This is a genomic window from Planococcus ruber (genome assembly GCF_022819085.1).
GTDB lineage: Bacteria > Bacillota > Bacilli > Bacillales_A > Planococcaceae > Planococcus > Planococcus ruber.
In genome coordinates this window covers 1-26,203 of record NZ_JALHAG010000009.1, presented here as the reverse complement: position 1 = coordinate 26,203, position 26,203 = coordinate 1, and the positions used below count along the sequence as shown (strand labels likewise).

The following is a 26,203-nucleotide window of genomic DNA, read 5'->3' as shown; positions in this document are numbered from 1 at the left end:
TAAGCGTCCATGGGAGAAGCCTCCTGTGGATGCTTTTTTAGTTTGCAAAAAACACCGTTGAAATGCGTAGATTATACAAAGCTGACGCTTTGTTCAAATTTATTCCTTAAGGCCGGTTTTTATGTGACAAAGCAATGAACACGGGATTGTGTGATTGAAAGGGGCAGGACTTTCGGGTAAACTGATGAAAGGAATAACGGAGGTTAGAATTCATGAATACTTCATTTAGCATTGTCCAATTGATCATTTCGGTTCTACTGTTTTACGTAATGTTTTTCGGCATCGGTTTTTTATTGAATATGCTGCTGCGGATGACGTGGCTGATGGCGATCGTCTATCCAATCGTCATTTTGCTGGTCATTGACGATGTCAGCTTTTTCAGCTATTTCACAGATCCAGGCGAGTCTTTCTCCATGCTCGGCGATACCATCGCCTCTCTTACAGGAAGCGATATTGCCGTGTTGCTTGCCGGCTGGGCAGGAGCGATCACTTCCGGATTTGTTATGAAAATCTTGCGTAAAAACGGTTATCAAATGTTCTAAATTTAACGATAGAAAACCGCCGGACCGATGGAAGGTCTGGCGGTTTTTTGTATGCGAGGGGTGGGCCTATCAACGCAGGATGCTATAGAAAACGATTGCGATGGCAATGCCGGTGAGCGCGCCCATAAACACTTCACTCGGTTTGTGCCCAAGCAGCGTTTTCAGTTCTGCTATTTTTTCTTCTTCTTTTTTCTGCGGCCATTTTCTCGTCTCATCCATGAATAGATAGAAGTCGTTGCGCATTTTGTTGATCGTCAACGCTTGCTGGCCAGCTTGGAAGCGAACGCCCGTAGCGTCATACATCGTGATGACGGCGAACATCGCTGCCACAGCAAAAATAGTGGAATCCACCCCGTGCTCGAAAGCTACAGCCGTCGTCAAGGAGGTCACAGCAGCCGAATGCGAACTGGGCATCCCACCGGTCGAGGTGAACAATTTCCAATCCAGTTCACGGGTCACCGCATACTGAATCGGGATTTTAACAAATTGGGCAAAGACAATAGCGAAAAGGGCAATCATCAGCGGCAAATTAGAAAACAATTCCATCCCGTAAACAACCTTTCCATTCCTTGATATTGGTTTAGTATAACACACTGGGTTTACGGGTTAATGGAAAATCATTTCGGGCGCCGAACTACCCCGTTTACTGAATAAATGCTAAACTGGAAGAGCAAGTAAAATAGAGGGGGAGACAAAATGGAATTACGCATACAAGCTGATGCAGCTCAAGCAGAAGCTGACATTTTAATCGTCGGTTTAAGCCGGCATCCGGAAAACAGCAAAGGATGGGAAGTGTTTTCAGAGCGCTTCAATGGCATGCTGGAAGAATGGGTCAAAGGCGATCTGCCATTTGATTTAAATTCATTGATTACATATCCGGCATTGTCGGGATCTATTCCGCGCGTTCTTTTTGTGGGTTTGAATGACCGCAAGAAATTAACGGAAGATGCGCTTCGCATCGCTTTTGGCCATATCGGAAAAGAGCTGGCGAAAAAGAAAATCAAACATGCCGCTGTTTATTTGGATTCGTTCCTAAACGATGATATTTCTTCAGAAGATGCCGCTTATTTGGCTGTAGAAGGCATCACGATGGGCACGTATAAATTTGATGACTACAAAACTTCATCCAATGAAGCCGATGTGTCACTCGAGACGCTTTCTATTCTCTCAGAGGACGATGCAGAAGAACTGCAGGCTTCTGCTTTCATTGGACAGGTTTTCGGCCAGTCGGTCAATGAAGCCCGTACACTTGTCAACATGCCAGCGAATTTATTGACGGCGACAGCAATGGCGGACTACGCAAAAGAATTAGGAGAAACATACGGATTCGAAACAGAGATCCTGGGCAAAGCCGAAATGGAAGAGCTGGGCATGGGGGCGATTTTAGCAGTCAACCAAGGTTCTATCGAAGAGCCTCGCTTAATCGTATTGAAATATAAAGCGACGGAAAATTTTGAAGAGCCGCTTGCACTAGTCGGCAAAGGGATTACGTTCGATACGGGCGGCTATTCCTTGAAGCCGAAAGACGGCATTGTCGGCATGAAAGGCGATATGGGCGGAGCGGCAGCCGTTCTCGGTGCGATGAAAGTCATCGGCGAATTGAAGCCAGAGAAAAACGTGATTGCGGTCATTGCATCGACAGACAATATGGTGTCAGGCAATGCCTTCAAGCCGGATGATGTGATTACCTCTTTAAGCGGCAAGACCATCGAAATTTTGAACACGGATGCGGAAGGGCGATTGGTGCTTGCGGATTCTGTGACTTATGCAAAACAGATGGGGGCAACGCATATCATTGATGTAGCTACGTTAACAGGCGGCGTCATCGTGGCATTAGGAAATGATAAAACAGGCGCTTTGACGAACGATGAAGCGTTCTTTGAAACGTTCCTGGAAGCTTCAGTAGAAACCGGGGAATTTGTTTGGAGATTGCCTCTGACAGAGAGCGACAAAAAACGGATCCGCAAAAGCGATGTAGCGGATTTGAACAACTCACCGGGACGCGATGGCCACATGATTTTCGGCGGCGGGTTTGTCGGGGAGTTTGTCGACAATACGCCGTGGATCCATTTGGATATTGCCGGCACATCCCATGCAGCGTCAGCGCATGATCTTGGACCACAGGGCGGAACAGGCGCGATGGTGCGGACGCTGGCCATGATGGTAGAGAAAATGGCGGAAGAAGCGTAAAAGAATAAAAAAACAAGCGGGTTATGCGACAATAGCATACCCGCTTGTTTTATTGTTGGCGTTTTTTCTTGGCTACGGCTTCTTTCATATCGTCCCGCACCGTTTCTTCCGCTAGTTTAATGCCGGACATATAAGAGGCACGGCCAATTAAATGGCCGGCTACCGGCGACGTAATAAACAGAAAAATGATGGAGATGATCAATTGGGAGTTGAAATGATCTTCAATCAGCCAAAAGTAGATGAATGTACCTCCCAGTATACACATGACGCCGAGTGTAGAGCTTTTAGAAGCGGCGTGAGTGCGTGTATACACATCTGGCAGGCGCACAAGGCCGAGTGCCGTAACAGCGCTGAAAAGAACCCCAGTGCTGATTAAGATAATAATGAGGATATTAGCGATTGTCGTTTCGATCGAAAATCTCTCCTCTCTCAATGAATTTTGCGAAAGCTGTCGTGCCGATAAACGACAGGATGCTCAACAGCAGAATAATTTCCAAAAAGAATTCTGTGCCGATGATGAGTGACAAAAGGGCGACGATGGAAACTAATGCGACGCCTAAGGCATCGAGTGCCACTACCCGGTCAGCCACTGTAGGCCCTTTTACGAGCCGATATAAGAGTCCTACGAACGCACAGCTGATAACGACTAAGGCTATCCAATAAAACATCATCATGGACGGCTCACCTCCATAATGGCACGTTCAAATGTATTTTTGATTGAAGAAACGGCCTCATCGATGTCAGCAAAATCAATGGCATGGATATACAATTTTTTCTGATCATCGGAAATTCCGATAACTAAAGTGCCAGGCGTAAGGGTGATTAATGCTGATAGCAGCGTGACTTCCCAGTCTTGCTTTAACTCTGTTTCAAGTTCAAAAACAGCAGGGCGGATATTCAATCGCGGCTGAATCACTAACCTGAATACGGAAATGCTGGACATCACCAACTCTTTCAAGAAGAGGAAGAAGAGGGAAATCACTGCCCAGATTCTTACAAGATACAAGCGATGGCTGAAGAATCTTCGCATTAAAATCACGAGAAGAAGCCCGACCAAAAAACCGATTGCGAATCCGGTAGGCGAGAAGGAGTTCGTCATGAACATCCAAACGCCTGCCAAGAAGAAATTAAGTAAAATTTGCAAAGCCATCGTCATCTACTCCTTTAATACCGCATCTATATAGATGGATGGATTTAGTAGAACTTCTCCTGCTCCATTAATGAGGGGCATGAATAATTCTGCGCCCACACCGAGGATAACGGTGATTCCGACCAGGATGACAGCAGGGACGAACATTTGGTAATAACTGCGTTTTTTAAGCGGAACGGTTTTTACAGGCTCGCCCCAGAACGCATAGATGAAAATACGGATCGCACTCAACAGTACGAGCAAACTTGTCGCAAGCACGACAATGCTGCCCCAGAACTGAGGGCCTTCAAATCCGCCTTGGACAATTAATAGCTTACCAGGGAAACCGCTAAGCGGCGGAATGCCGGCTAAGCCGAAAGCGGCAATAAGATAGACCCAGCCAAGCACAGGGTAAGTCTTCATCAATCCGCCCATCTCCCGAAGATTGGAAGTGCCGAAAATGACTGCCACAATCCCTACGAGGAAGAATAAGGCGGCTTTGATCAACATGTCATGGACCAGATAAAAGAGTGCTCCCTCGATTCCTGCTTCGTTCATCTGGGCAATCCCGAATAAGATGACCCCGACAGCAATAATGATGTTATAAATAATGATTTTCTTGACATCAAAATAGGCGAGGGCACCGATGCATCCGGCAAGAATGGTCAAGATAGCAATGATGCCGAGCAATTCGTGCGTAAAAGCTATGTTCATGGTGAAGAACAAAGTGTATGTACGGATAATTGCGTAGACACCGACTTTTGTCAGCAAAGCTCCAAATAAAGCTAAAACGGGAATTGGGGGCGCATGGTAAGCGCCAGGCAGCCAGAAATAAAGCGGAAAAATAGCTGCTTTGAAGCCAAACACGACCAAGAACATGACGGCAATGACGGTCAATATGCCAGTCTCTTCAATCTGTGGAATTTTCACGGCCAAATCCGCCATATTTAACGTTCCTGTCACTGAATAGAGAAAGGCGACGGCCGCTACAAATAAGGCAGAAGAAATGACATTCACCAACAAGTATTTGATGGATTCCCGCAGTTGCGGCTTTTCGCCGCCGTGTACAATCAGCATATAGGAAGCCATGAGCAGTACTTCGAAGAAAACAAATAAGTTAAAGATGTCTCCTGTGGTAAATGCTCCGTTGACCCCAACCAATAAAAACAGCACAGCTGGATAGTAAAAAGATTTTTCCCGATCGATTCCAATTGTCGGCATACTGTAGAAAATGACGAACAAAGTGATGATGGTCGCACTTAGTACAAGTAGGACGGACAGCATATCTGATACCATCGTTATGCCGAACGGCGCATCCCAACTTCCCAAGGTGACCGCTTGGACACCATCGGCTTTCACTTTCAAGAGAAGGAACAGCACCGAAATTAAAGTAGCGACAGCAGCGGCAGCCGAAATAATGCGCTGCAGGCTAATATTTTTCGGAAAGAATAACAAGATGGCAGCAAATAATAGGGGAATTAAAATCGGAAACAGAAGTAAATTAATCATTGTCTTCAGTTCCTCTCATCAAATTCATATTATCGGTGCCGAGTTCCTGGTATGCACGGTAAGCAAGGACCAGGAAAAATGAAGTTACAGCAAAAGAAATAACAATGGCTGTCAAGATCAAGGCTTGAGGCAACGGATCAGCATAGTCGCTCACGCTGACGCCATCAGCAACGACTGGCGGCGCAGTTCCACCGAGCCCGCCCATCGTTAAAATTAAGAGATGGGCGCCATGGCTTAGAAGGCCGGTTCCGATAATAATACGGATCAAACTTTTAGAAAGCATTAAGTAGACAGCGGCCATGAAAAGAAAGCCGATGACAAAAGACATAATAATTTCCATTATTCATCCTCTCCAATCGTTTGAATAATGGTCATCGTAACGCCAACAACAACCAGATAGACACCTAAATCGAATAACGCTGCAGAATGCAAAGACGTTTTGCCGAATAGCGGCAAGTCAAAATAATCATAAGCATGCGTAAAGAAAGGTACGTTAAAGAAAATGGAAGCGGCGGCTGTAGAAAGAGCAATCAATAAGCCAATTGCTGTCAGCATAACGTAATTAACCGGAATGATTTTCTTCACGGTTTCAATATCATACGCCAGCATCAGCAGGACGATGGCACTTGCGGTTAACAAGCCGCCTACAAATCCGCCGCCTGGTGTGTAATGTCCGGCAAAAAAGATATGGACGGCAAACATCAGGATGATGAAAGTGACCACTTTTGTCGCCGTTTTCAGCATCACATCATTTGTTCTCATGTTGGCCCTCCTTTTTTGTTAAACGGAGTTTGATCATGGTGATAATCGCAATGCCGGCGATGCCGAGAACAGTGATTTCAAATAAGGTATCAAATCCGCGGTAATCAACGAGAATGACATTGACAATATTTCCGCCGCCTGCTTCCGAATAGACCGTTTCCTTATAATATTCTGAAATAGAAGGCAGGATCTTTTGTGAATGGGCAGATAAAGCTACTAATGTCATAGTGGCCCCGACGCCTAATGCAATTAATCCGTTTCCGACCTTAAAGCCTATGCGCTCTTCTTTTTTGCTGGACTTCGGCAAATGGTAGAAAGCCAAAAGGAATAAGGCAACAGAAATTGTTTCAATGACCAATTGGGTCAGCGCCAAATCCGGTGCCCGGAATATGACGAAGAACAAGGCTACCGAATAGCCGACCGCACCAAGCGCAATAATGGCCGTAAGCCTTGATTTTGCTGCCAAAATGGTAATGGTGCCGCCGACTAAAGCAAGCGCGATGACAATTTCATAAAAGCCGATCGGAGCTAAATTTGTCAGATCGAATGCGAAAGCTTCGTTCAAAAATAGCGTGCTCAGCACGATCAAGAAAAAGAAGCCAAACATATAAACAAGGTAAGAACGGATGAACCCTGTCATATAAACGGCTGAAAAACGATTGGCCCCGCCGTCGCTCATGTACATGAAATGATCATATAAGCGGTTGAGCGACACCTTGTCTGGGAAGGCGTCATAGGAGCGCTGCCATTTGCGGAGCGTCCAGAACATCAAACCGCCGATTAGGAAAATGCCGATTGTCATGGCCAGTTCCGGCGTTATGGCTCCGTGCCAAGCTGCTACGTGGACATGGACATCAGATGGCGAATCATACAAGAAAGGCTGGATCGCCGCAACTGCAGGATTCACAATCCACTTGCCGACAAAGTTTGGAACAAAGAAAATGGCGACAACCAATACCGCTAAAATAGCGGGAGAAATCAACATGCCGATTGGCGCTTCGTGGGCTTGCTTCGGCAATTCTTCCGGCTTATGCTTGCCGGCGAATGTATGGAACACAAAATAGAAACTGTAGATGAACGTAAACACGCTCGCAATCCATGCAACTACTGGGAATAATAATCCCCAGACATCCATGGAGAAAAGGTCAAATTCCGTGATGGCAAGCATGGCCGTTAAGAACATTTCTTTGCTTAGGAAGCCGCCGAATAACGGAATGCCGGCCATGGAAAACGAACCGATCATGGCGATCGTGAAGCTGATCGGCATTAAACTCATCAAGCCGCCGAGCTTGCGGATATCGCGTGTGCCGGTTTCATGATCGACAATGCCGGCAATCATAAACAAACTGCCTTTGAAAACAGCGTGATTGACGAGATGGAAAATTGCTGCAAAGCCGGCATATTTAAAGACGGTTTCTGCTGCATTCTCAACATGGAAGCCCATCGCAGATGCGCCAAGCAAACTCATGATCAACCCGAGCTGGGAAACGGTCGAAAAGGCAAGAATGCCTTTTAAATCTTTTTGTTTTAAGGCAAAGAATGAACCCCAGAACAAAGTAAACAAGCCAACTCCCGTGACAAGCCAAATCCATGTGCCTGAAACCGCAAAAATAGGCGTGAACCTTGCGACAAGATAGAGGCCAGCTTTGACCATGGTCGCGGAGTGGAGATACGCACTGACTGGCGTCGGCGCCTCCATCGCATCCGGCAGCCAGATATAGAATGGAAATTGCGCAGATTTTGTAAAGGCTCCAAGCAAAATCAAAACTAAAGCCCAGACGAAGAAATCATGCCCTGCAAGTTCCGGGGCTTGGGCGATCAGTTCCCGAATGGAATAAGTATTGCCCATAATGCTCAGCAAAACAAATCCTCCGAGCATCATTAAGCCGCCGAATACGGTAATCATCATCGACTTCAACGCTCCAAAACGCGAACGGTCCCGGGTATACCAGTAGCCGATCAGCAAGAACGAGGAAATCGAAGTCAATTCCCAGAAAAGATAGAGGGAAATCAGATGATCCGATTGGACAACGCCAAGCATGGCGGTCATGAACATCAGCAAATAAACATAAAAATTATGTAACTGTTCGCGTTTTTTATCCAAATAAAAAATGGAATATAAAACGACGAGTGCTCCTATTCCGCTGATCAAAAGCGAGAATAGCAGGCTTAACCCATCTATATAGGCAACGATGGCAAGATCGATTGAAGGAATCCAACTCAACTCAGAAACAAGCGTACCGCCTTCAAGCGTAGTCGGCAGCAGCGTTAAATAATAGATGAACAGAATCACTGGAACAATCAAGACAAACCAACCCGTATGGATGCGGCCAAGTTTTTTAAATAGCAGCGGAATGAACAAAGCTGCAATCAATGGTAAAAAAATCAAAAACACAAGTGACAAATGAATCCTCCTTCCAAGCGCATTCATGATGAGTTTCTAGAAAAATTATAACGTACATAGCAAGATTTTGCACCGTTGCACAATTGTCCGCCTGAAAAAGAAGGCAAAATTCCAACGCTTTAGAAATAGGAAGAAACTCAATTAAGAAAAATTTGTGAAACCGGTTATAAAGCCGAAAAAAGCACCGATTCCTAAAAAGAAACCGGTGCATGTTCACAAATTTTCTTGAATTTCCTATGTGGATTTCAGTTCCTGTTCAAGCAGAACGTCTTCGAAATCCTGTTCGGGCTTAGAGGTCGTATATTTCAGGAAGAAAAACGACAATAGGAACAGGACGCCAGTGACAACGAAGACAGAGGAGATGCCAATAAATCCGCTGACGATTCCGCCGAACATCGGACCGACGATATTGCCGAGGAAGCGGAAGCTGGTGTTATAGCCCATTACTTCGCCTTGAATTTCAATCGGCGCCTCCCGGCGCATCAACGCCGTAGTTGTTGGGATCATGCCGCCGACAGCGATGCCGAACAAGAGACGGAGAACCATCAATTGCCAAAGTTCGGTGACGAAAGCTTGCGGTACGATGAACACAAAAGCGAGAATCAGCAAGAACGTCAAGACTTTTTCATAGCCAATCTGATCCCCGAGCCGGCCCCAGCGCCGGGCAAAAAGCAAATTCCCGACGCCTGTCGCACTGAAGGTGATGCCGGCAAGCAAGGCGACATTCGTGCTGTCTGTTAAATGGGAAACGTATAATGACAGGAGAGGCTGGATGCTGAAGTTCCCGATTTGGATCAGGGAAGTGATGATCATGACGTTAAAAAGAAGCCGGTGATTTATGATTCCCTGTACAATGGTTTTTCGGGCATAGACATGGGCATTCTTTTTCTTCACTTTCTTCACTTCTTTTAAGCCGACTGCCACGATCAACGCAGCGAACCCGATGACGCCGGAAGTGATGACGAAAGTGTAGATGAAACCGAACGTGTCAGCCATCAAACCGCCGATCACCGGTCCGAAAAGCGTACCGGAAACACTGCCCATCTGAAGCGTACCAAGTGTTTTCCCGGCCGTTTCCTTCGCAGTCTGCGAACTTACAAAAGCGAGGGAAGTCGGGATGAAGCCGGTGACTAACCCCATAAACAAGCGGATAAAAAACAATTGCGGCACTGAATCAGCTGTACCCATGAGGAAAATGCTGATCGCAATACCGAACCCGTTGATGATCAATATCGGTTTGTAGCCGTACTTATCGGCAATCCGCCCCCAAATCGGAGACATGACCAAAGCTGCGACGAACGTGACCCCGAAAACCAGCCCTGCCCATCGCTGCACATATTCTTCCGTGAAATTGCCCATCGATTCGATATAAAGAGAAAGAAAAGGCATGATCATAGTGGTGCTTCCTGCTACAAGGAAATTGGAAAACATGATAATGAAAAAGTTCTTTTTTTGTGTATCCATTCCGTGAATCCCTTCTTTCTGAACCACTCATCTACCTCTTATTATATATTATTTCGCCTCACGAAAAAAGTATGATGAACTGTGGGTGAATTCGCAAAAATCTTGTGATAAACTAGAGCGGGGTGAATCGAGATGAAAATGAAAATTGCATTAATGCTTTTATTGGCTGCAGTATTGGCTGCTTGTTCAAGCGGGGAAGAAACGGCGGGCGAAAAGGCTGAACCAAAAGAAGCCCAAACCGCTTCGGATACTGCTTCTGAAACACAAGAAGAAGTGGAATTGCCGCAGCTTTCCAATGAAGTGGCGGAAAATGAAGCGCTTGTCGAGATGAAAACGTCCATGGGCACCATGAAAATCAAATTGTTCCCGGAATATGCGCCGAAAACCGTTGAGAACTTTTTGACGCATGCGGAAGAAGGCTACTATGAAGGCGTCACTTTCCACCGGGTGATTAAAGACTTCATGATCCAAGGCGGCGACCCGACCGGTACAGGCGGAGGCGGCGAAAGCATCTACGGTGAAAGCTTTGAAGATGAATTCAGTGAAAATCTCTACAACTTCAAAGGCGCGTTGTCTATGGCAAACGCAGGGCCAGGCACAAACGGCAGCCAATTCTTCATTGTTCAGGCTCCTGTCGCTGACCCGAATGCTTTCAATGAAATCCATACGGATCAAATCGTGAAAGCATACGAAAAGCTGGGCGGTACGCCTTGGCTTGACGGAAAGCATACGGTCTTCGGCCAAGTGATCGAAGGCATGGACATCGTTGACGCCATGGCCGCGGTTGAAACGGCTGAAGCCGACAAGCCGGTTGAAGATATCGTTATCGAATCCATTGAAGTGCTTCAACCATAAGAAAAAGGGAACTGGTTTTGCGAACCGGCTCCCTTTTCTTTTTTGGCCAATGTGCTATTATAGCTTCTATAACTATAGAAATGTCAGGTGAAAAAGATGAGTATGAGTGAGATGAACCGAAGAGCGGTGAGAGTCTTGGAAGAATGGGATCCGTTTGCTCTCGGGGAAGAGCGGTACGGCGTGGAAATTGGCAATGTGGTGGACCAATTGCACGTATTGGACCATCCTTCCGATTTAGCCAAACAAATCCAAAGCATTTATGAAGTTTCTTATGAGAAGTGGATTCCTTTGGAAAAATGCGTAGATATTTCATACAAGCTCTTGGCATTAAAATATGAAGCGAAATCCATCATCTAACTAAAAAAGCTATCGGCAGCTCTGGCTGCCGATAGCTTTTTATTTTGCTGCTGACAAACCGTCTGTCAAATTGGAGGACGGAACTTCAAGCGCATTTGAGAGTTTCAAGATGGTTTGGAGCGAAGGCACTTCTTCTCCGGATTCATATGCTTGGAGGCGGGCTACTCCGACTCTTGCTTTTAATGCTAATTCATCAAGCGATAAGTTGCGCTCTTCGCGCAAAAATTTTAATTGAGCCGCTAAATCTTTTTTCATAGTGAAACACTCCTTCGCGTGGTGATACTTTCCTATATGGAAATAATACCATAATCTTTTTATTTCGCTAGTCGAATATTATGGCATTTTACAGACAATTCATTTAGAAAGCGTCGATGATTCCTTGGATAAAGACGATGACGATGGCGATTGGAGCCACGTATCGGACAAGAACGCTCCAAATGCTTACCCATCTGGAGGCGCCTCCCAGTTCAGCTTGTGTATCGGTTTTTTTCAGAACATAGCCCGCAAACAAGGAGATGAACAATGCGCCGATCGGCAAGCCGATTTTGCTTGTCAGAACATCAACAAAATCAAAGAACGTATAGCCGAATAAGAACGGATCAGACATGACCCCGAAAGACAAGGCGCTTGGGATTCCCACCAGGAAAATCATTAAACCGTAAAGCCAAGCAATTTTTCGGCGCCGTTCGTATTTGTTTTTGACACCGATTGAAACGACGATTTCCAGCATGGCAATGGAAGAAGTCAACGTAGCGAATAACATCAAGATGAAGAAGATGATGATTAAAAATTCACCCATGAACAGCTGATCGAAAATCGCTGGCAAGATGATGAAAACAAGCCCCGGCCCTTGGTCAGGCGAGTAGCCTAAGGCAAAAACTGCCGGGAAGATGATCAAGCCCGCCATAATTGAGATGATGATATTCAACGAAACGACACTGAGCGCTGAGCGTGTAAGATTCTCCGACTTGTCTAAATAGGACGCGTACGTGATCATACCAGCAACCCCGACACTAAGCGAGAAAAATGCTTGGCCAAGAGCGGTCAAAGCGGTCTCGAAATTAAAGAAAGACCAATCCGGCACAAACATGAATTCCACTCCAGCCATCGCGCCGTCCAGTGTCAATGAACGGATCATCAAAACGACAAAGAAAATCAGCAAAGCAGGCATCATGATTTTGCTAGCGCGTTCGATGCCGGCTTGCACTCCGCCTTGGACGATCCAAATCGTCAAGAACATAAAGACTGCTTGGGCGAGCAGGACTTCCAAAGGATTTCCGATAATGCCATTAAACAATTCAGCAAATGCATTGTCGCCAAGATTTGATAATTGCAGAAGCAAAGAGCGGCCAAGATACGATAAGATCCATCCGCCGACTACACTGTAGAAAGACAAAATCATGAAAGAGAAAAAGAATCCGGACCAGCCGATTAAAAACCATTTCTTGCCGGGAGCCTGCTTTCTCAACCCCGTCACGGCATCCGCTTGGCCGCGGCGCCCGATGACAAATTCAGCAAGCAGCACAGGCAGCCCAATGGCAATGGTGCTTACGATAAACATTAAAATAAAGACACTTCCGCCGTTCGAGCCGGTCTCATAAGGGAATTTCCAGATGGCTCCTAAACCGATGGCGCTGCCGGCAGCAGCCAAGATAAAGCCGATCTTCGAAGTCCATTGTTCGCGTTTTTCCATTTCTTCACTCCTATAATCTATAGATTTTTTCATTCTACACGAGCTCCATTGAAAAAAATAGCCATATTTCAAATCACAGGTTATTTATCGTGTATAATAAATAGAAAAAGGAAAAGATTGAATATTCCTTTAACGCGAGGGGCGACATCACTTGAGAGAGAAAGAATTATTTCATGCTGCACAGACCGGCGATGGCGCAGCATTTGGGGAATGGTGCAGGAACCACGGGTCGCGTATCGGGCAATTCGGCTATCAAAATGGTGTGCCGCCTGGCGATCTGGTCCTCTATCAGGAAGCCGTCTATCGAGCCATTGGAAAGCAGCTCCTGAAAATAGAAGTTGATCAAGCGGAACAAGCTTTATATATAGAGGCAATTGCTGCCTTTAAAGAATATGCACGCCAAACCTCATCGGGCGAAACGGAAGAATTGCTGCGTTTTGAGGAAGACCTGGAAATGCATCGCGCCATCCAGCAATTAGCGGAAGACAGAAGAGTGATCTTCACTTTATTTTATTTTCAGCATATGGACAATGAAGCAATTGCGCCGTTGACTGGCCAGTCAACTGAAAAAATCGAGGAAGAGTTGGCTAAAGCGGTAGAACTTCTGGCTGATGCTTTACAGTTGGAAAGCATCAGCCAAACGATGAAAAGAATCGAATTCTTGGAGAAATCGTATAACCGCATCCAGGTGCATGTTCAGGAGGAAGATTTGCTGAGCGGTGTATCGGAAGAAGAACCGGAGCTTGCAATAGCGGCAGTCGCCCGAAATGCTGCCCCTACCAAGAAAGTAGCTGCGCTGCTGGTCACAGCGGGCTTGTTTTTGACCGGTGTAATCGGCGCATCGTTTGTATTGAATGATGAGAATCCGAAAGTTACGGCTTCTGCAGATAAAGAGGACCAAATCACAAGAGAATTGATTGAGGACTGGCGGGCCCAATACAAAGAAGCGCGTAAAACAGCGCCTGAGCGGATGGGCATCCAGCAGGAAGTGTTCGATCAATTTGGCTACGTCAAAGAAGCCGATGCCAAGCTGAAGCGTATTTTAAGCGATAAAAACATCAAAAAGATGGAAAACAACCCTAAAATACTGGAAGAGGAAATGACAAAGGCTTTAGTGAGCATCGAAACTCCTAAAGGGATGGTTGCCAGTTTAAGCGGGATGGTATTGCCGGCAGAAGAAGCCCAGGAATTCCTTCATGAATACGCATTGAAAACGAAAGAAATCATGGGGGTCGTAGATACGGCTCTTCTTGCGCATCAGGAAGAGTTGGCAGAAATGAAATTCGAGGGGGAGCTTTCCCCTGAAAAGTTGATGGGCAATCAGAAAAGAATGCCGGAGGAGCTTCAGCGTTTGCTAGCCGGGATGCATGAACAAGGCTTGGTGATTTCCACGCACCCATACGAAGAACGGTTTATATTGCGGCGCAACATGGACGCTCTTTTCTCGAATGAAGGGCTGAGCATGGATTTTTACACGAGCGAATACACGCATTTATTGCAAGACGAACCGTATTTTGATGAACAGGGTTTATTGGTTGATGTCGAATTCATGTCGTACGTGTTGAATGGGATGGAAAGGGCTTTGATTGAATCGGAAAATTATTCTCGTTTGTATTTGGAATTTGAATACATTTTCCAGCATAGTTTTTGGCTCATGGTCAAAGGTTCGGATGCAGACCCGATATTCGACAGCAAAGGCGTCGTCCATGAAAAGTATCAAAGTGCCTGGAAACAAATGCTGATTCAATCTGGAAATCCGCTGATTTATACGCTTCTTCCGATTGTCGAGGAAATGGAAGCGAGCGGCTGGACCAAGTCTGAGAGCTATGACGCATTGGCCTATACCGATATTGTCCAGGCACTTTACTTGGAGAAAGCGGAGCAGCTGGCTGAAAAAATGCCGAATGGCGATGTGAAAGTGGAACATCGGATGGTTGATTTAGCGAATTTTGATTTCGCTGAGACCGAAAAACTGTATGAAGCATTTTCCCAAAACCATGATGTTACTGTACTGGAAAATGTCGACCCGCTGGATATATTATTCCTCTATTATTATGCGAACAATCAAGAAGATAAAGAAACGATGTGGCATTTGACAGCCGATAATGGCTGGAAGCCAGAAAAGGACCAATTCTTATCCGAATGGAGAAAGCAACCGGATCTGTTTGAGGACGTCCGGTGGGTGGAAACAGCGAAAGACGGCTTTGAGCGGAACGGCCGAACTTTATTTTTGTATCCCTCAATGGGCTATGGAATGCAAGGTGTGATCAGCGAGCCTACGCCAAAGCTGATTATGGCGGAAAACCATACGTGGCTGGTTGAAAACCAGCTGGTCGAATCGTATGTGCTCGAAGAAGAACCTGAATTTGTGGCGAAAGTCAAAGCCTTGTATGAAAAATTTGCAATTGATTTTGATCAGGACATGCTTGAGGACTTAACAGCGGGCGAAATTTCCGGGATGTTTTTCTACGCAAGAGAGGTGGAGGACTATGCAGCGATGCAGAAACTGTCAGATGAAGACGTGTTAGCCCTGGACGCTGATTATTTTGTCCACCAATTAAAAGTACGGGGTGTTCCGAAACTTTCAGAGATTGGCCGCCTGCTGTTTTCAAGTGAAACCTTGCATTACGATCTCAATTTGCGGCGATCCGGCAGAATCCAATATGAACTGAAAGAGGCAGATGCTGAGTACATGATGGGCAACGGCCATGCCTTGTTCCAAACGGATAAAGGATGGCGAATTGGCAATATGGATATGTACTGATTTTACTCTGCTGCCTATGTTGTGCTATAATATACAGATGCCAATAGGTGTATAGGATAATTTAGATAAGACTAGGAGCGGGTAGAACATGACAAAAACATATCAAGCAGGAGACACAGTCTCAGGAAAAGTAACAGGAATCCAGCCATACGGTGCGTTTGTAGCACTTGATGAGCAAACTCAAGGATTGGTCCACATTTCAGAAATCACACACGGCTACGTTAAAGAAGTCAGCGAATACCTTTCAGTTGGCCAAGAAGTAGACGTAAAAGTTTTGGAAGTTGATGAAAAGTCTAAAAAAATCAGCTTGTCAATCCGCGCATTGCAAGAGCAGCCACCAGCAGCTCAGCGCAGCGAAAAGCCAAAACAATCTCTTCAATCACACGTGAACGAAAATGATTCAGAAGGATTCAACTCGTTGAAAGACAAAATGCAAGAGTGGATCAAGCGTTCTGGACAGTAAGAAAAGTGGAGTCGGCCATCTAGCCCCGACAAGCGCTGGAGACTTTGCCGGAAATGGCGCATTTTGCCATTGAGGTGAAGTCGAAGCGACCTCGAGGGGCTGGCCGACGGAGCTAGACAGGAAGAAAAGTGGAGTCGGCTGAAAAGCCGGCAACAAAAAAACGAAGCGCGAGGCTATCCTTGCGCTTCGTTTTTTTTGATTTTCCGGAGCCGGTATTGCAGATTTTGCCGGCTCATGCCGAGGGCGGATGCAGCTTTCGTGACATTGCCGCGGTGGAGGTCCATCGCTTTTTGAAGATAATAGATTTCAGCTTCCCGCAAATAATCATCCAGCGGCAACAAGTCTTTCCCGGAGTGGAAGATGAAATCTTCGGGAGTCGCCGATCCGATTTTTTGGGTTTTGGCTTTAAAATGCTGCGGCAGCAGCTGGTACGTAATTTTTTCTTGAGTGGTCAATAGGGAAGTCGCTTCGTCCAGTATCAGTTCGAGCTCTTTTAAATTGCCGGGCCAGTCGTATGATAAAAACAATTCTTCCACTTCTGCGTCAAGCCCCGAAACAATCGAGCCAAAATGCATGCGATGGCGTGACAGATAGTCTTCGACGAATGGCACGATATCTTCTTTCCGATTGCGCAGCGGCTCCAATTGAATCGTCATAGCTGAAAAGAAATAGTATAGTTCTTTCAGCAATTTTTCCGAACTGATGAGGTCTACCGGATCTTCACCGACACTGGCAATGAAATAGGTGTCACTCGTAGCACGGGACTTGGCCATTTTCAAGAGATGCTCTTGAAGCGGAAGGGAGAGAAGATCGATCCGTTCGCAATAGATTGTGCCGCTTGGATGTTCCGCCAGATCGAGCCCGAGGCGGTCGATCTTCTCCTGATCTGTGCCGTGGCAATACAAAGTATGAAGCTGTCCTTCAGAAGATGAAGCGAAGTGGATAGCTTCTGCAATCAGCTCTTTTCCGGTGCCCGCTTCACCAATCAGCAATACCGGCAACTTGATCATCGCCGCTTTTTGGGCTGTCGCAATAACTTGCTGCATGCTGTCCGATATGGCGGAAATGCTATTGAAAGTAATCGGCTCCTCGTATTTTTTCAATGGCTGATAAACCACTTTTTCCAGCGTGGTGACATCTTGGGAGATTTCAATCGCTCCGACCAATTGACTGTGATCAAAAACCGGATAGGTATCATTAATCGTCGTGATCTCCTGCCCTTTCCGATTCCAATAAGTCTGTTTTCGATTCGAAACCGGCATGCCGCTCTGCAGCACTTGCAGCAGCGTACTTTCATGCTGGTCGAATCGAAACATTTCCAACAGTGAACGATCCGCTAATTCTTCAAAATCAAATCCTTCAATTTCTTTCATTTTATCGTTGTATAAGATGGTTTTTCCTTTGGTGTCAATGGCATGAATGCCTACTGCCACACGTTCAACAGCGAATTGATAAAACAAGGAAAGATCTTTTTCTGACGCGCTCACGTTCTTCACTCCAAAATTATTTTGACGTTATCCGATAAAATACTTGAAAAATGCAATTATCTTTTGCATTATTATAAGTATAAACTGTTTGTAAGTGCAAATTTTTTTTGCGCTTAAACAAATTTCAAGGAGGATTCACATGATTCCCTATAAACACGAACCATTTACTGATTTTTCACAAGAAGAAAACCGCAACGCGTACCTCGAAGGGTTAAAAACAGTTGAAGCTTATCTTGGCCAAGACTATCCATTAATCATCGGCGGCGAACGTGTAACGACTGAAGATAAAATCGTTTCCTTCAACCCGGCAGATAAAGAAGAAATCATTGGCCGTGTTTCTAAATCGAATAAAGAATTAGCTGAAAAAGCGATGCAAAGTGCTCTTGAAGCTTTTAAATCATGGAAAAAAGTAAAACCTGAAGTGCGCGCAGACGTATTGTTCAAAGCAGCAGCGATCATTCGCCGCCGCAAACACGAATTCTCTGCACTTCTTACAAAAGAAGCGGGCAAACCGTGGAACGAAGCGGATGCGGACACAGCGGAAGCAATTGACTTCCTGGAATATTATGGCCGCCAGATGCTTCGCCTAAAAGACGGCATGCCAGTAGAAAGCCGTCCGGGTGAATACAACCGCTATGACTATATTCCACTAGGCGTCGGCGTTGTCATTTCCCCATGGAACTTTGCATTTGCGATCATGGCAGGAACTACGGTTGCAGCAATGGTGACAGGAAATACGGTTCTATTAAAACCTGCTTCAACAACTCCGATCGTAGCTTATAAGTTCATCGAAGTTCTTGAAGAAGCGGGCATGCCTGCAGGTGTCGTCAACTACATCCCAGGACCAGGCGGAGAAGTTGGGGATTACTTGGTTGACCATCCGAAAACTCGCTTTATTTCATTCACAGGATCACGTGCAGTCGGACTTCGCATTGCCGAACGTTCTGCAAAAGTGAATGAAGGGCAAATTTGGATCAAACGTTTAATCGCTGAAATGGGCGGTAAAGACACAATGGTCGTTGATAAAGAAGCCGATCTTGAACTGGCTGCTCAAACGATTGTGAAATCAGCATTCGGTTTCAGTGGACAAAAATGTTCAGCAGCTTCACGTGCAGTTATCGTCGAAGATGTGTACGATACCGTGCTTGAGCGCGTGATCGAATTGACGAAAGAGCTAACAATCGGCAACCCAGTGGAACAGTCGAACTTCATGGGACCGGTAATCGATGCTGCGGCATTCAAGAAAATCACTGAGTACATCGAAATCGGCAAAGAAGAAGGCCGTTTAGTAGCTGGCGGAACAGGCGATGATTCAACTGGCTACTTCGTAAACCCAACCGTCTTTGCAGATTTGGATCCGAACTCACGCATCATGCAAGAAGAAATTTTCGGGCCAGTCATCGGAATTTCAAAAGCGAAAGATTTCGACCATGCACTTGAAATTGCCAACAATACGGAATACGGCTTGACTGGAGCCGTTATCACGAACAACCGTGAACACCTGGAGCAAGCTCGTGAAGAGTTCCATGTCGGAAACCTTTACTTTAACCGCGGCTGCACAGGCGCAATCGTCGGCTACCAGCCGTTTGGCGGATTCAATATGTCAGGGACAGATTCCAAAGCAGGCGGACCAGATTACCTAACACTTCATATGCAAGCAAAAACTACATCTGAAATGTTATAATCATTCCGTTGATGTTATAATTATTCATTAAAAGGCAGACAGGTTGTCTGCCTTTTTTAAAAATAAGGAGGAATTGACATGACTAAGACGCAAACAATCATCGAAACAACCGAAAAATACGGGGCCAACAACTATCACCCGCTGCCAATCGTTATCACAGAAGCGGAAGGCGTATGGGTAAAAGACCCGGAAGGCAATAAATTCATGGATATGCTTTCAGCTTACTCTGCAGTAAACCAGGGGCATCGCCATCCGAAAATCATTCAGGCACTAAAAGACCAGGCGGATCGCGTCACATTAACTTCACGTGCATTCCATAACGATATGCTAGCTCCTTGGTATGAAATGATCTGCAAAATTTCTGGAAAAGAAATGGCATTGCCAATGAATACCGGGGCAGAAGCTGTTGAAACAGCCTTTAAAGCAGCGCGTCGCTGGGCTTATGATGTGAAAGGCGTCGAAGATGGAAAAGCGGAGATTATTGCGTGCAACGGAAACTTCCATGGCCGTACAATGACAGCGGTATCATTATCTTCTGATCCTGAATATCGCAGAGGGTTCGGTCCGATGCTTCCAGGGATCAATTTGATTCCTTTTGGAGACCTTGAAGCCTTGAAAAATGCCATCACGCCGAATACGGCTGCATTCCTGATCGAACCGATCCAAGGCGAAGCGGGAATCATTATGCCGGAAGAAGGCTTTTTGAAAGCAGCAAGAGAACTTTGCCGTGAAAACAACGTCCTATTCATTGCAGATGAAATTCAATGCGGGCTCGCGCGTACGGGCAAAATGTTTGCATGCGAATGGGAGGACGTAAATCCGGATATGTACATACTCGGTAAAGCGCTTGGCGGCGGAGTATTCCCGATTTCATGCGTTGTCGCTGACAGCGATATTCTGGGAGTCTTCAACCCGGGTTCGCACGGCTCGACATTTGGCGGCAACCCGCTTGCATGTGCGGTTTCGATTGCTTCGATGGAAGTGCTGCAAGAAGAGAACCTGGCACAGCGTTCTCAGGAACTTGGAGAATACTTCATGGAAAGACTTCGCGAAATCGAACATCCTTCTATTAAAGAAGTGCGCGGACGCGGATTGTTCATCGGCATGGAGTTGACGGAAGAAGCTCGCCCTTATTGCGAGCAGCTAAAAGAGCTTGGTTTATTATGCAAAGAAACGCATGATACGGTGATCCGTTTTGCGCCGCCTTTGATTATTGCGAAAGAGGACTTGGACTGGGCGATTGAGCGCATCCAAAAAGTATTCGCAAAATAATATCAACCTAGCAAATGCAAAGTCAATTATGTTACACTAGTGGCGGAGTAATTACTATAAATATAAAGAGGCGAATTAAAACAATGGCTGAAAACCTGAACTTGTTGACGTCAACGCAGAACGTGATCAAAACTGCATTGGATAAACTTGGATACGAAGAATCGATGTATGAACTTCTTAAGGAACCAATGCGGATTATGGAAGTGCGCATTCCGGTTCGAATGGACGATGGAATTGTAAAAGTATTCACCGGATTCCGTGCACAGCATAACGATGCAGTAGGGCCGACAAAAGGCGGAGTGCGTTTCCACCCGGAAGTAAACCGTGAAGAAGTTATGGCATTGTCGATGTGGATGACGCTTAAATGCGGCATTGTCGATCTGCCTTATGGTGGCGGTAAAGGCGGCATCATCTGTGATCCACGTGAAATGTCCATGCATGAAATCGAGAAATTGAGCCGTGGCTATGTAAGAGCGATCAGCCAAATTGTTGGACCGAACAAAGACATTCCAGCGCCGGATGTATTTACAAACTCTCAAATCATGGCTTGGATGTTTGACGAGTACAGCAAAATCGATGAATTCAATTCACCTGGTTTCATTACCGGTAAACCGATTGTCCTAGGCGGTTCTCAAGGCCGGGATAAAGCGACTGCTCAAGGGGTAACCATTGTTATTAATGAAGCTGCTAAAAAACGCGGTTTGGATATGAAAGGCGCACGTGTCGTGATCCAAGGATTCGGCAATGCAGGAAGCTTCCTTGCGAAATTCCTTCACGATGCAGGCGCAAAAGTAGTCGGCATTTCGGATGCGTACGGTGCATTGCATGATCCGGACGGATTGGATATCGATTACCTGCTAGATCGCCGTGATAGCTTTGGCACTGTGACTACGCTATTCGATAATACGATTTCAAATAAGGAATTGTTTGAACTGGATTGCGATATCATCGTTCCTGCTGCGATTTCGAATCAGATTACCGCTGAAAACGCACCGAACATCAAAGCTTCGATTGTCGTAGAAGCAGCTAACGGTCCAACGACGGCAGAAGCGACGAAGATCCTCACAGATAGAGGGATTCTCCTTGTTCCGGATGTATTGGCAAGTGCCGGAGGCGTTACAGTTTCTTACTTCGAATGGGTACAGAATAACCAAGGTTATTACTGGACACAGGAAGAAGTAGACGAAAAACTGAACAAAAAGCTGGTCGATGCATTTGAAAACGTTTATAACGTTGCAACTACGCGCAATATCGACATGCGACTTGCCGCTTATATGGTAGGTGCCCGCAGAACTGCAGAAGCTGCACGCTTCCGTGGTTGGGTATAAGAAAAAATGGCCGCCCCTTGAATTAAGGGGCGGCTTTTTTTAGTGCATAATTTTTGCGTTTTCCTTAGGCTATCGACATAATAGTAAAGGAAAAGGAGGTTAAAACAATGAATTCATTTTCTTTTTATAACCCAGTGAAATTGATCTTCGGCAAAGGCCAACTCGAATCACTCCAAACAGAATTGCCGAATTATGGCAAAAAAGTTTTAGTAGTCTATGGTGGCGGCAGCATCAAGAAGAATGGCCTCTATGATGAAGTAATGGATACCTTAAACCAAGCAGGCCTTGAAATCTTCGAATTAGGTGGAGTAGAGCCGAACCCGCGGATTACAACCGCTCAAAAAGGCATTGAAATCTGCAAAAAAGAGAACATCGATGTTTTATTGGCAGTCGGTGGCGGTTCAGTCATTGATTGTACGAAGTTAATCGCATGTGGTGCTACATATGATGGGGATGCGTGGGACTTCGTCTCCCGTAAAGCCCAGCCCCAAGGCGCTTTGCCTTTCGGTACAGTATTAACCATTGCAGCAACCGGTTCTGAAATGAACGCTGGATCTGTTATTACGAATGAAGAAACGCAAGAGAAATACGGTTGGGGAAGCCCGTTTTCATTCCCTAAATTTTCAATTCTGGACCCTACTTATACGATGTCGGTACCGGAAAACCATACGGTATATGGAATTGTCGACATGATGTCCCATATTTTCGAGCAGTATTTCAATAATGCAAGCCATACTCCGGTTCAAGACCGGATGTGTGAAGGAGTATTAAAAGCGGTAATTGAAACGGCGCCCAAGTTGATGGAAGACCTTCAAAGCTACGAACACCGTGAAACCATTATGTTCGCAGGTACGATTGCTTTGAACAAATTCCTGGAAATGGGCTATCGCGGAGACTGGGGCACGCATAATATCGAACATGCGGTATCAGCAGTTTATGACATTCCGCATGCTGGCGGGCTGGCCATTCTGTTCCCACAATGGATGCGCCACAATGCAAAAGAAAATCCAAGCAAATTTGCCCAATTGGCAGTTCGTGTATTTGACGTAGAGCCGGAAGGAAAAACGGAAGAAGCGATTGCTTTTGAAGGAATCGACCGTTTACAGGAATTCTGGACTTCATTAGGAGCGCCGACGAAATTGGATTATTATGGCATAGACGATTCAAAAATCGATTTAATGGCTGAAAAAGCGATGGTCTATGGTGAATTCGGCAATTTTGCTAAATTAAATGGAGAAGATGTAAAACAAATTCTTCAAGCTTCGCTCTAATCATAAAAAAGACCAGGCAATGAGCCTGGTCTTTTTCTATGCTTTCGGTTCTCTAAGAGGTGGCAGGGATTCAGGGCGTGTGCTTAAATGTTTCCAATGTGTTTCGCCATCGTCTGCATCAAATGTTACAAGGACATCATCGACGCTTGGCTGGCTTAAAATAAGCTGTGCTAACAAATCCTGCAATTCATCTGCTTCTTTAATGGACAATTCAGGATCGATTTCAATTTTTGTCTCAACATGCAGAAACTCGCCTTCTTTTACCACTTCAAGTTCTTTAATATCCCGCACCCCTGAGTGGTCTAACAGAACATGGGCAATGTGGTTGACCATTTGCTCATCCGTTTCGCCAATCGCACCGCGGGCATTTTCGAGGAACACCTTCATGACTACATAAAACATCATGAGGCCGATTGCGATGGAAGCAGCCCCTTCAATTGCAAGGAAGCCGGTAAAATGTGCAATTAGGACAGCGATCAATGCAAGTACGCCACCACTTGTTGCGACCAAATCTTCCATAAATACAAGTTTAGTAGCAGGCTTTGCACGGTTTAAATGGCCAAAGCTTGTCGTGACAGGGGCCATGATGCCGCCTTTCACTCCAGCTTCATGCAACACTTCTTTGCCGGCTTTATAAAGAACAGCAAATTCAAGAATAACGGCTATCGATAAGACCACAACACTAATGATAAAACCTTCTGCTTCAACTGGATGAGTCAGCTGATGCCAACCTTCTACAATTGTTTCGTAAGCCATGATGCCAACTACCAAGACTGCTCCTAACAGCACAAGGTTTAGAAGCCTGCCAAACCCATTCGGAAATCTTTTGGTCGGCGCCTTTTTAGATAAAGCAGACCCGATGAAAACAAAATATTGGTTTGCGGCGTCTCCAATGGAATGCATCGTTTCAGCAAACATGGCAACGTTTCCTGTAAAGAAAAATGCAATTCCTTTCATGATTGCGATTACTGTGTTCATCACTGCAGCCAGCAATGATGGTTTATTCCCGCCTTTTAATAATGTAAAAAATTCACCCATCCCAATTCCTCCTCAGCTGATCAATTCAATTTCCGCTTTCTCAACATGCTTTATTTTTAAAATCCTTTCATATAAAGCTACAGTTTCTGTCTCTTGCAAAAAAGAAGCGCGTATCGCAATTTCATGGCAAGGAAAATCTTCTTCTCTGTGTTGAAACAAAGACATAGCTTCTATAATAACGCCTTCTGACGTTATTTCTTTAATGGCCTCCTCAATATGGGAGGGGTCTGAAATGAAAATCTTGATATTCGCTTCTATTAACCGCAATCGCTTTGGCCCGAATTTGAAAAGAAGGGGAGGGACAACCTCGATTCCGATCAGGATAATCAGCACTGAAAATGCAGCTTCTACATAAAAACCTGCTGCTACGGCGATACCGATGCCGCCAGCACCCCAAATCATAGCAGCAGTAGTTAAACCAGAGATGGAATCATTGCCGCGTTTTAAAATAACGCCGGCACCAAGAAAACCGATTCCGGAAACAATCTGTGCAGCTAAACGCAGCGGATCCATCGTGATATTAACATTCGCAAATTCACTTCCTTCTGCAAGATAAGCAGATTCAATTGATATGATGGTCAATAAGCAGCTGAATGTCGCGATGACGATGCTCGTCTTTAAGCCGACAGGTTTTCTTTTCAATTCTCGTTCAAGCCCAATAACTAAACTTAAAAGTGCGGCAACCAAAAGTTTGATAAAAGTTTCAAAGGAAGCGAGAGGAAGAAAGGTGAAAAAATCCATATCAGCACTCCTTTCAAATGATGGTTGATAAAGAAAGGGGGACATGTCACACTATTTAAAGTGTGAAACTTTGCATAAGCAATAGAGAGAAGAGGCGTCTTTATGGAAAAACCAGTTGTTCATCCTTTGATCCCAATCATCATTGGCGTATTCTCTGTCGCGCTGTCAGCGATTTTTGTAAAAATGACTTCTGCTGATTCTGGAGTCACTGCTTTTTATCGGATGCTTTTCTCCGTTCTACTTATGAGTCCGGTGTTCTTTATGAAATATACCCAGGAAATCAAGAAGCTAAGCAAAAGAGATTGGGCCTTCACTTCAATAGCTGGGATTTTCTTAGCATTCCATTTCATTCTATGGTTTGAATCGTTGAATTACACCTCTGTTGCCAGTTCAACGGTTCTTGTTACCTTACAGCCTTTATTCGCATTCGCAGGAACCTATTTCTTTTTTAAAGAGAAGCTATCAGTTAAAACGCTCGTTTCTGGAGCAATCGCTGTACTCGGCAGTGTATTAATTGGCTATGGAGATTTTAAAATTAGCGGTTCCGCTTTATATGGAGATATATTAGCGTTGATTGCATGTGCCCTTATCACAGGTTACTTGCTATTTGGCCAGGATGTACGCCAAAGATTATCGCTCATCACCTATACTTTTGTTGTTTATAGCTTTAGTACAATAACATTGTTCTTCTATATAATTGCAAAAGGCGAATCTTTTGGCCCGTATCCTGCTTCCGAATGGATGTGGTTTTTACTTTTAGCGATTATTCCTAACTTACTTGGCCACACATTATTCAATTGGTCTTTGAAGTGGGTGAGTACGAACGTCATCTCGATCGCGATTCTTTTTGAGCCCGTGGGAGCTGCTATACTGGCTTATTTCATACTTGGAGAGCTATTAAGTTCTTCTCAAATTATAGGCGGAACAGTGGTATTATGCGGCATAATCTTATTCGTAGCAGACTACGGAAAAATAAAATCATTCTTTTTTAGAAAAAGGGGTTGATTTTCTGCGCTCGGCGGTTTATATTTATATATGTCCTTAAGACGACCGAAAAAATATTTTAAAATAGTATTGACAACAAGTCGGACCTAAGGTATATTAATAAAGTCGCCAATGAGTGCGGCGAACATGAACCTTGAAAACTGAACAGCAAAACGTCAATAAATTACTGATCAGGCTCAGCCAGATCAAAGCGAATCGTGCGCCTCATTAGAGGCGGCGATGCGCCAGCATTGAGCAATCAATAC

At 45.2% G+C, this 26,203-nt stretch carries 25 protein-coding genes; 11 read left to right on the top strand and 14 right to left on the bottom strand.

Annotation, left to right across the window (positions count from 1 at the left end; all coding sequences use genetic code 11):
• Positions 1-212: 212 nt before the first annotated feature.
• The gene (locus MTR82_RS11300; protein WP_052652149.1) at positions 213-542 is read left to right on the top strand and encodes a YuiB family protein; all 330 of its coding nucleotides are present in this window, start codon (positions 213-215) and stop codon (positions 540-542) included.
• A gap of 69 nt (positions 543-611) precedes the next feature.
• Here the strand turns inward: MTR82_RS11300 and MTR82_RS11295 are convergent, their stop codons facing one another.
• Complete coding sequence (locus tag MTR82_RS11295; RefSeq protein WP_052652147.1) at positions 612-1,088, bottom strand: divergent PAP2 family protein; 477 nt, start codon at positions 1,086-1,088, stop codon at positions 612-614.
• Positions 1,089-1,238: 150 nt separating this feature from the next.
• Between MTR82_RS11295 and MTR82_RS11290 the strand changes: the two genes are divergently transcribed.
• The gene (locus MTR82_RS11290; RefSeq protein ID WP_246809116.1) at positions 1,239-2,732 is read left to right on the top strand and encodes a leucyl aminopeptidase; all 1,494 of its coding nucleotides are present in this window, start codon (positions 1,239-1,241) and stop codon (positions 2,730-2,732) included.
• Positions 2,733-2,781: 49 nt separating this feature from the next.
• Here MTR82_RS11290 and mnhG read toward each other — a convergent pair whose 3' ends face one another.
• The 8 genes from mnhG to MTR82_RS11250 all read right to left on the bottom strand — a co-directional run bounded on the left by mnhG (position 2,782) and on the right by MTR82_RS11250 (position 10,000).
• A complete protein-coding gene (gene mnhG / locus MTR82_RS11285) occupies positions 2,782-3,165 on the bottom strand; it encodes a monovalent cation/H(+) antiporter subunit G (protein ID WP_279577074.1) in 384 nt (127 codons plus the stop codon).
• The gene (locus MTR82_RS11280) at positions 3,125-3,406 is read right to left on the bottom strand and encodes a Na(+)/H(+) antiporter subunit F1 (RefSeq protein WP_052652143.1); all 282 of its coding nucleotides are present in this window, start codon (positions 3,404-3,406) and stop codon (positions 3,125-3,127) included. Before MTR82_RS11280 ends, mnhG begins: the two co-directional genes overlap by 41 nt.
• Positions 3,403-3,882, bottom strand: coding sequence for a Na+/H+ antiporter subunit E (locus MTR82_RS11275; protein ID WP_052652142.1), 480 nt, complete (start codon positions 3,880-3,882; stop codon positions 3,403-3,405). Before MTR82_RS11275 ends, MTR82_RS11280 begins: the two co-directional genes overlap by 4 nt.
• A gap of 6 nt (positions 3,883-3,888) precedes the next feature.
• Positions 3,889-5,370, bottom strand: coding sequence for a Na+/H+ antiporter subunit D (locus MTR82_RS11270; RefSeq protein WP_246809114.1), 1,482 nt, complete (start codon positions 5,368-5,370; stop codon positions 3,889-3,891).
• The gene (locus MTR82_RS11265) at positions 5,363-5,710 is read right to left on the bottom strand and encodes a Na(+)/H(+) antiporter subunit C (RefSeq protein WP_052652138.1); all 348 of its coding nucleotides are present in this window, start codon (positions 5,708-5,710) and stop codon (positions 5,363-5,365) included. The genes MTR82_RS11270 and MTR82_RS11265 overlap by 8 nt, the downstream gene beginning before the upstream one ends.
• Complete coding sequence (locus tag MTR82_RS11260; protein WP_052652136.1) at positions 5,710-6,132, bottom strand: Na(+)/H(+) antiporter subunit B; 423 nt, start codon at positions 6,130-6,132, stop codon at positions 5,710-5,712. The genes MTR82_RS11265 and MTR82_RS11260 overlap by 1 nt, the downstream gene beginning before the upstream one ends.
• Positions 6,119-8,536 (bottom strand): Na+/H+ antiporter subunit A, encoded by a 2,418-nt coding sequence (locus tag MTR82_RS11255; protein WP_246809112.1) that lies wholly within the window; start codon positions 8,534-8,536, stop codon positions 6,119-6,121. The genes MTR82_RS11260 and MTR82_RS11255 overlap by 14 nt, the downstream gene beginning before the upstream one ends.
• A gap of 234 nt (positions 8,537-8,770) precedes the next feature.
• Positions 8,771-10,000 carry an MFS transporter gene (locus MTR82_RS11250; protein WP_246809334.1) on the bottom strand — a complete coding sequence of 410 codons (1,230 nt, stop codon included), beginning with the start codon at positions 9,998-10,000 and terminating at the stop codon, positions 8,771-8,773.
• A 132-nt stretch (positions 10,001-10,132) separates the two neighbouring features.
• On the opposite strand from MTR82_RS11250, the gene MTR82_RS11245 reads away from it, so the two are divergent.
• Positions 10,133-10,855 (top strand): peptidylprolyl isomerase, encoded by a 723-nt coding sequence (locus tag MTR82_RS11245; RefSeq protein WP_279577073.1) that lies wholly within the window; start codon positions 10,133-10,135, stop codon positions 10,853-10,855.
• Between the two features lie 111 nt (positions 10,856-10,966).
• Positions 10,967-11,212: a DUF1871 family protein gene (locus MTR82_RS11240; protein ID WP_425024021.1), complete on the top strand. Its 246-nt coding sequence runs from the start codon at positions 10,967-10,969 to the stop codon at positions 11,210-11,212.
• Positions 11,213-11,251: 39 nt separating this feature from the next.
• On the opposite strand, the gene MTR82_RS11235 is transcribed toward MTR82_RS11240, so the two are convergent.
• Both MTR82_RS11235 and MTR82_RS11230 read right to left on the bottom strand, forming a co-directional pair.
• Positions 11,252-11,467 carry a helix-turn-helix domain-containing protein gene (locus tag MTR82_RS11235; protein WP_052652128.1) on the bottom strand — a complete coding sequence of 72 codons (216 nt, stop codon included), beginning with the start codon at positions 11,465-11,467 and terminating at the stop codon, positions 11,252-11,254.
• Between the two features lie 103 nt (positions 11,468-11,570).
• A complete protein-coding gene (locus tag MTR82_RS11230) occupies positions 11,571-12,905 on the bottom strand; it encodes a sodium-dependent transporter (RefSeq protein WP_246809109.1) in 1,335 nt (444 codons plus the stop codon).
• A gap of 151 nt (positions 12,906-13,056) precedes the next feature.
• Here MTR82_RS11230 and MTR82_RS11225 point away from each other — a divergent pair, with 151 nt between their 5' ends.
• On the top strand, positions 13,057-15,669 hold the full coding sequence (locus MTR82_RS11225) for an RNA polymerase sigma factor (RefSeq protein WP_246809100.1): 2,613 nt from the start codon (positions 13,057-13,059) through the stop codon (positions 15,667-15,669).
• 88 nt (positions 15,670-15,757) lie between these two features.
• Positions 15,758-16,132 carry a S1 domain-containing post-transcriptional regulator GSP13 gene (gene yugI, locus MTR82_RS11220; protein ID WP_052652123.1) on the top strand — a complete coding sequence of 125 codons (375 nt, stop codon included), beginning with the start codon at positions 15,758-15,760 and terminating at the stop codon, positions 16,130-16,132.
• Between the two features lie 173 nt (positions 16,133-16,305).
• Here the strand turns inward: yugI and MTR82_RS11215 are convergent, their stop codons facing one another.
• Entirely contained in the window at positions 16,306-17,619 is a 1,314-nt protein-coding gene (locus MTR82_RS11215) for an AAA-type ATPase lid domain-containing protein (RefSeq protein ID WP_246809098.1), read from the bottom strand.
• Between the two features lie 139 nt (positions 17,620-17,758).
• Here MTR82_RS11215 and pruA point away from each other — a divergent pair, with 139 nt between their 5' ends.
• The 4 genes from pruA to MTR82_RS11195 all read left to right on the top strand — a co-directional run bounded on the left by pruA (position 17,759) and on the right by MTR82_RS11195 (position 23,174).
• Positions 17,759-19,303 (top strand): L-glutamate gamma-semialdehyde dehydrogenase, encoded by a 1,545-nt coding sequence (gene pruA / locus MTR82_RS11210; RefSeq protein ID WP_246809096.1) that lies wholly within the window; start codon positions 17,759-17,761, stop codon positions 19,301-19,303.
• 78 nt (positions 19,304-19,381) lie between these two features.
• A complete protein-coding gene (locus MTR82_RS11205; protein WP_246809094.1) occupies positions 19,382-20,575 on the top strand; it encodes an ornithine--oxo-acid transaminase in 1,194 nt (397 codons plus the stop codon).
• An 83-nt stretch (positions 20,576-20,658) separates the two neighbouring features.
• On the top strand, positions 20,659-21,903 hold the full coding sequence (locus tag MTR82_RS11200) for a Glu/Leu/Phe/Val family dehydrogenase (protein WP_246809092.1): 1,245 nt from the start codon (positions 20,659-20,661) through the stop codon (positions 21,901-21,903).
• 107 nt (positions 21,904-22,010) lie between these two features.
• The gene (locus tag MTR82_RS11195; RefSeq protein ID WP_246809090.1) at positions 22,011-23,174 is read left to right on the top strand and encodes an iron-containing alcohol dehydrogenase; all 1,164 of its coding nucleotides are present in this window, start codon (positions 22,011-22,013) and stop codon (positions 23,172-23,174) included.
• Between the two features lie 36 nt (positions 23,175-23,210).
• Here MTR82_RS11195 and MTR82_RS11190 read toward each other — a convergent pair whose 3' ends face one another.
• Together MTR82_RS11190 and MTR82_RS11185 are read right to left on the bottom strand one after the other, a co-directional pair.
• Positions 23,211-24,212, bottom strand: coding sequence for a cation diffusion facilitator family transporter (locus tag MTR82_RS11190; protein WP_246809089.1), 1,002 nt, complete (start codon positions 24,210-24,212; stop codon positions 23,211-23,213).
• 12 nt (positions 24,213-24,224) lie between these two features.
• Entirely contained in the window at positions 24,225-24,953 is a 729-nt protein-coding gene (locus MTR82_RS11185; RefSeq protein ID WP_052652112.1) for an MgtC/SapB family protein, read from the bottom strand.
• Positions 24,954-25,055: 102 nt separating this feature from the next.
• On the opposite strand from MTR82_RS11185, the gene MTR82_RS11180 reads away from it, so the two are divergent.
• The gene (locus MTR82_RS11180; RefSeq protein ID WP_246809087.1) at positions 25,056-25,958 is read left to right on the top strand and encodes a DMT family transporter; all 903 of its coding nucleotides are present in this window, start codon (positions 25,056-25,058) and stop codon (positions 25,956-25,958) included.
• Positions 25,959-26,203: the final 245 nt, after the last annotated feature.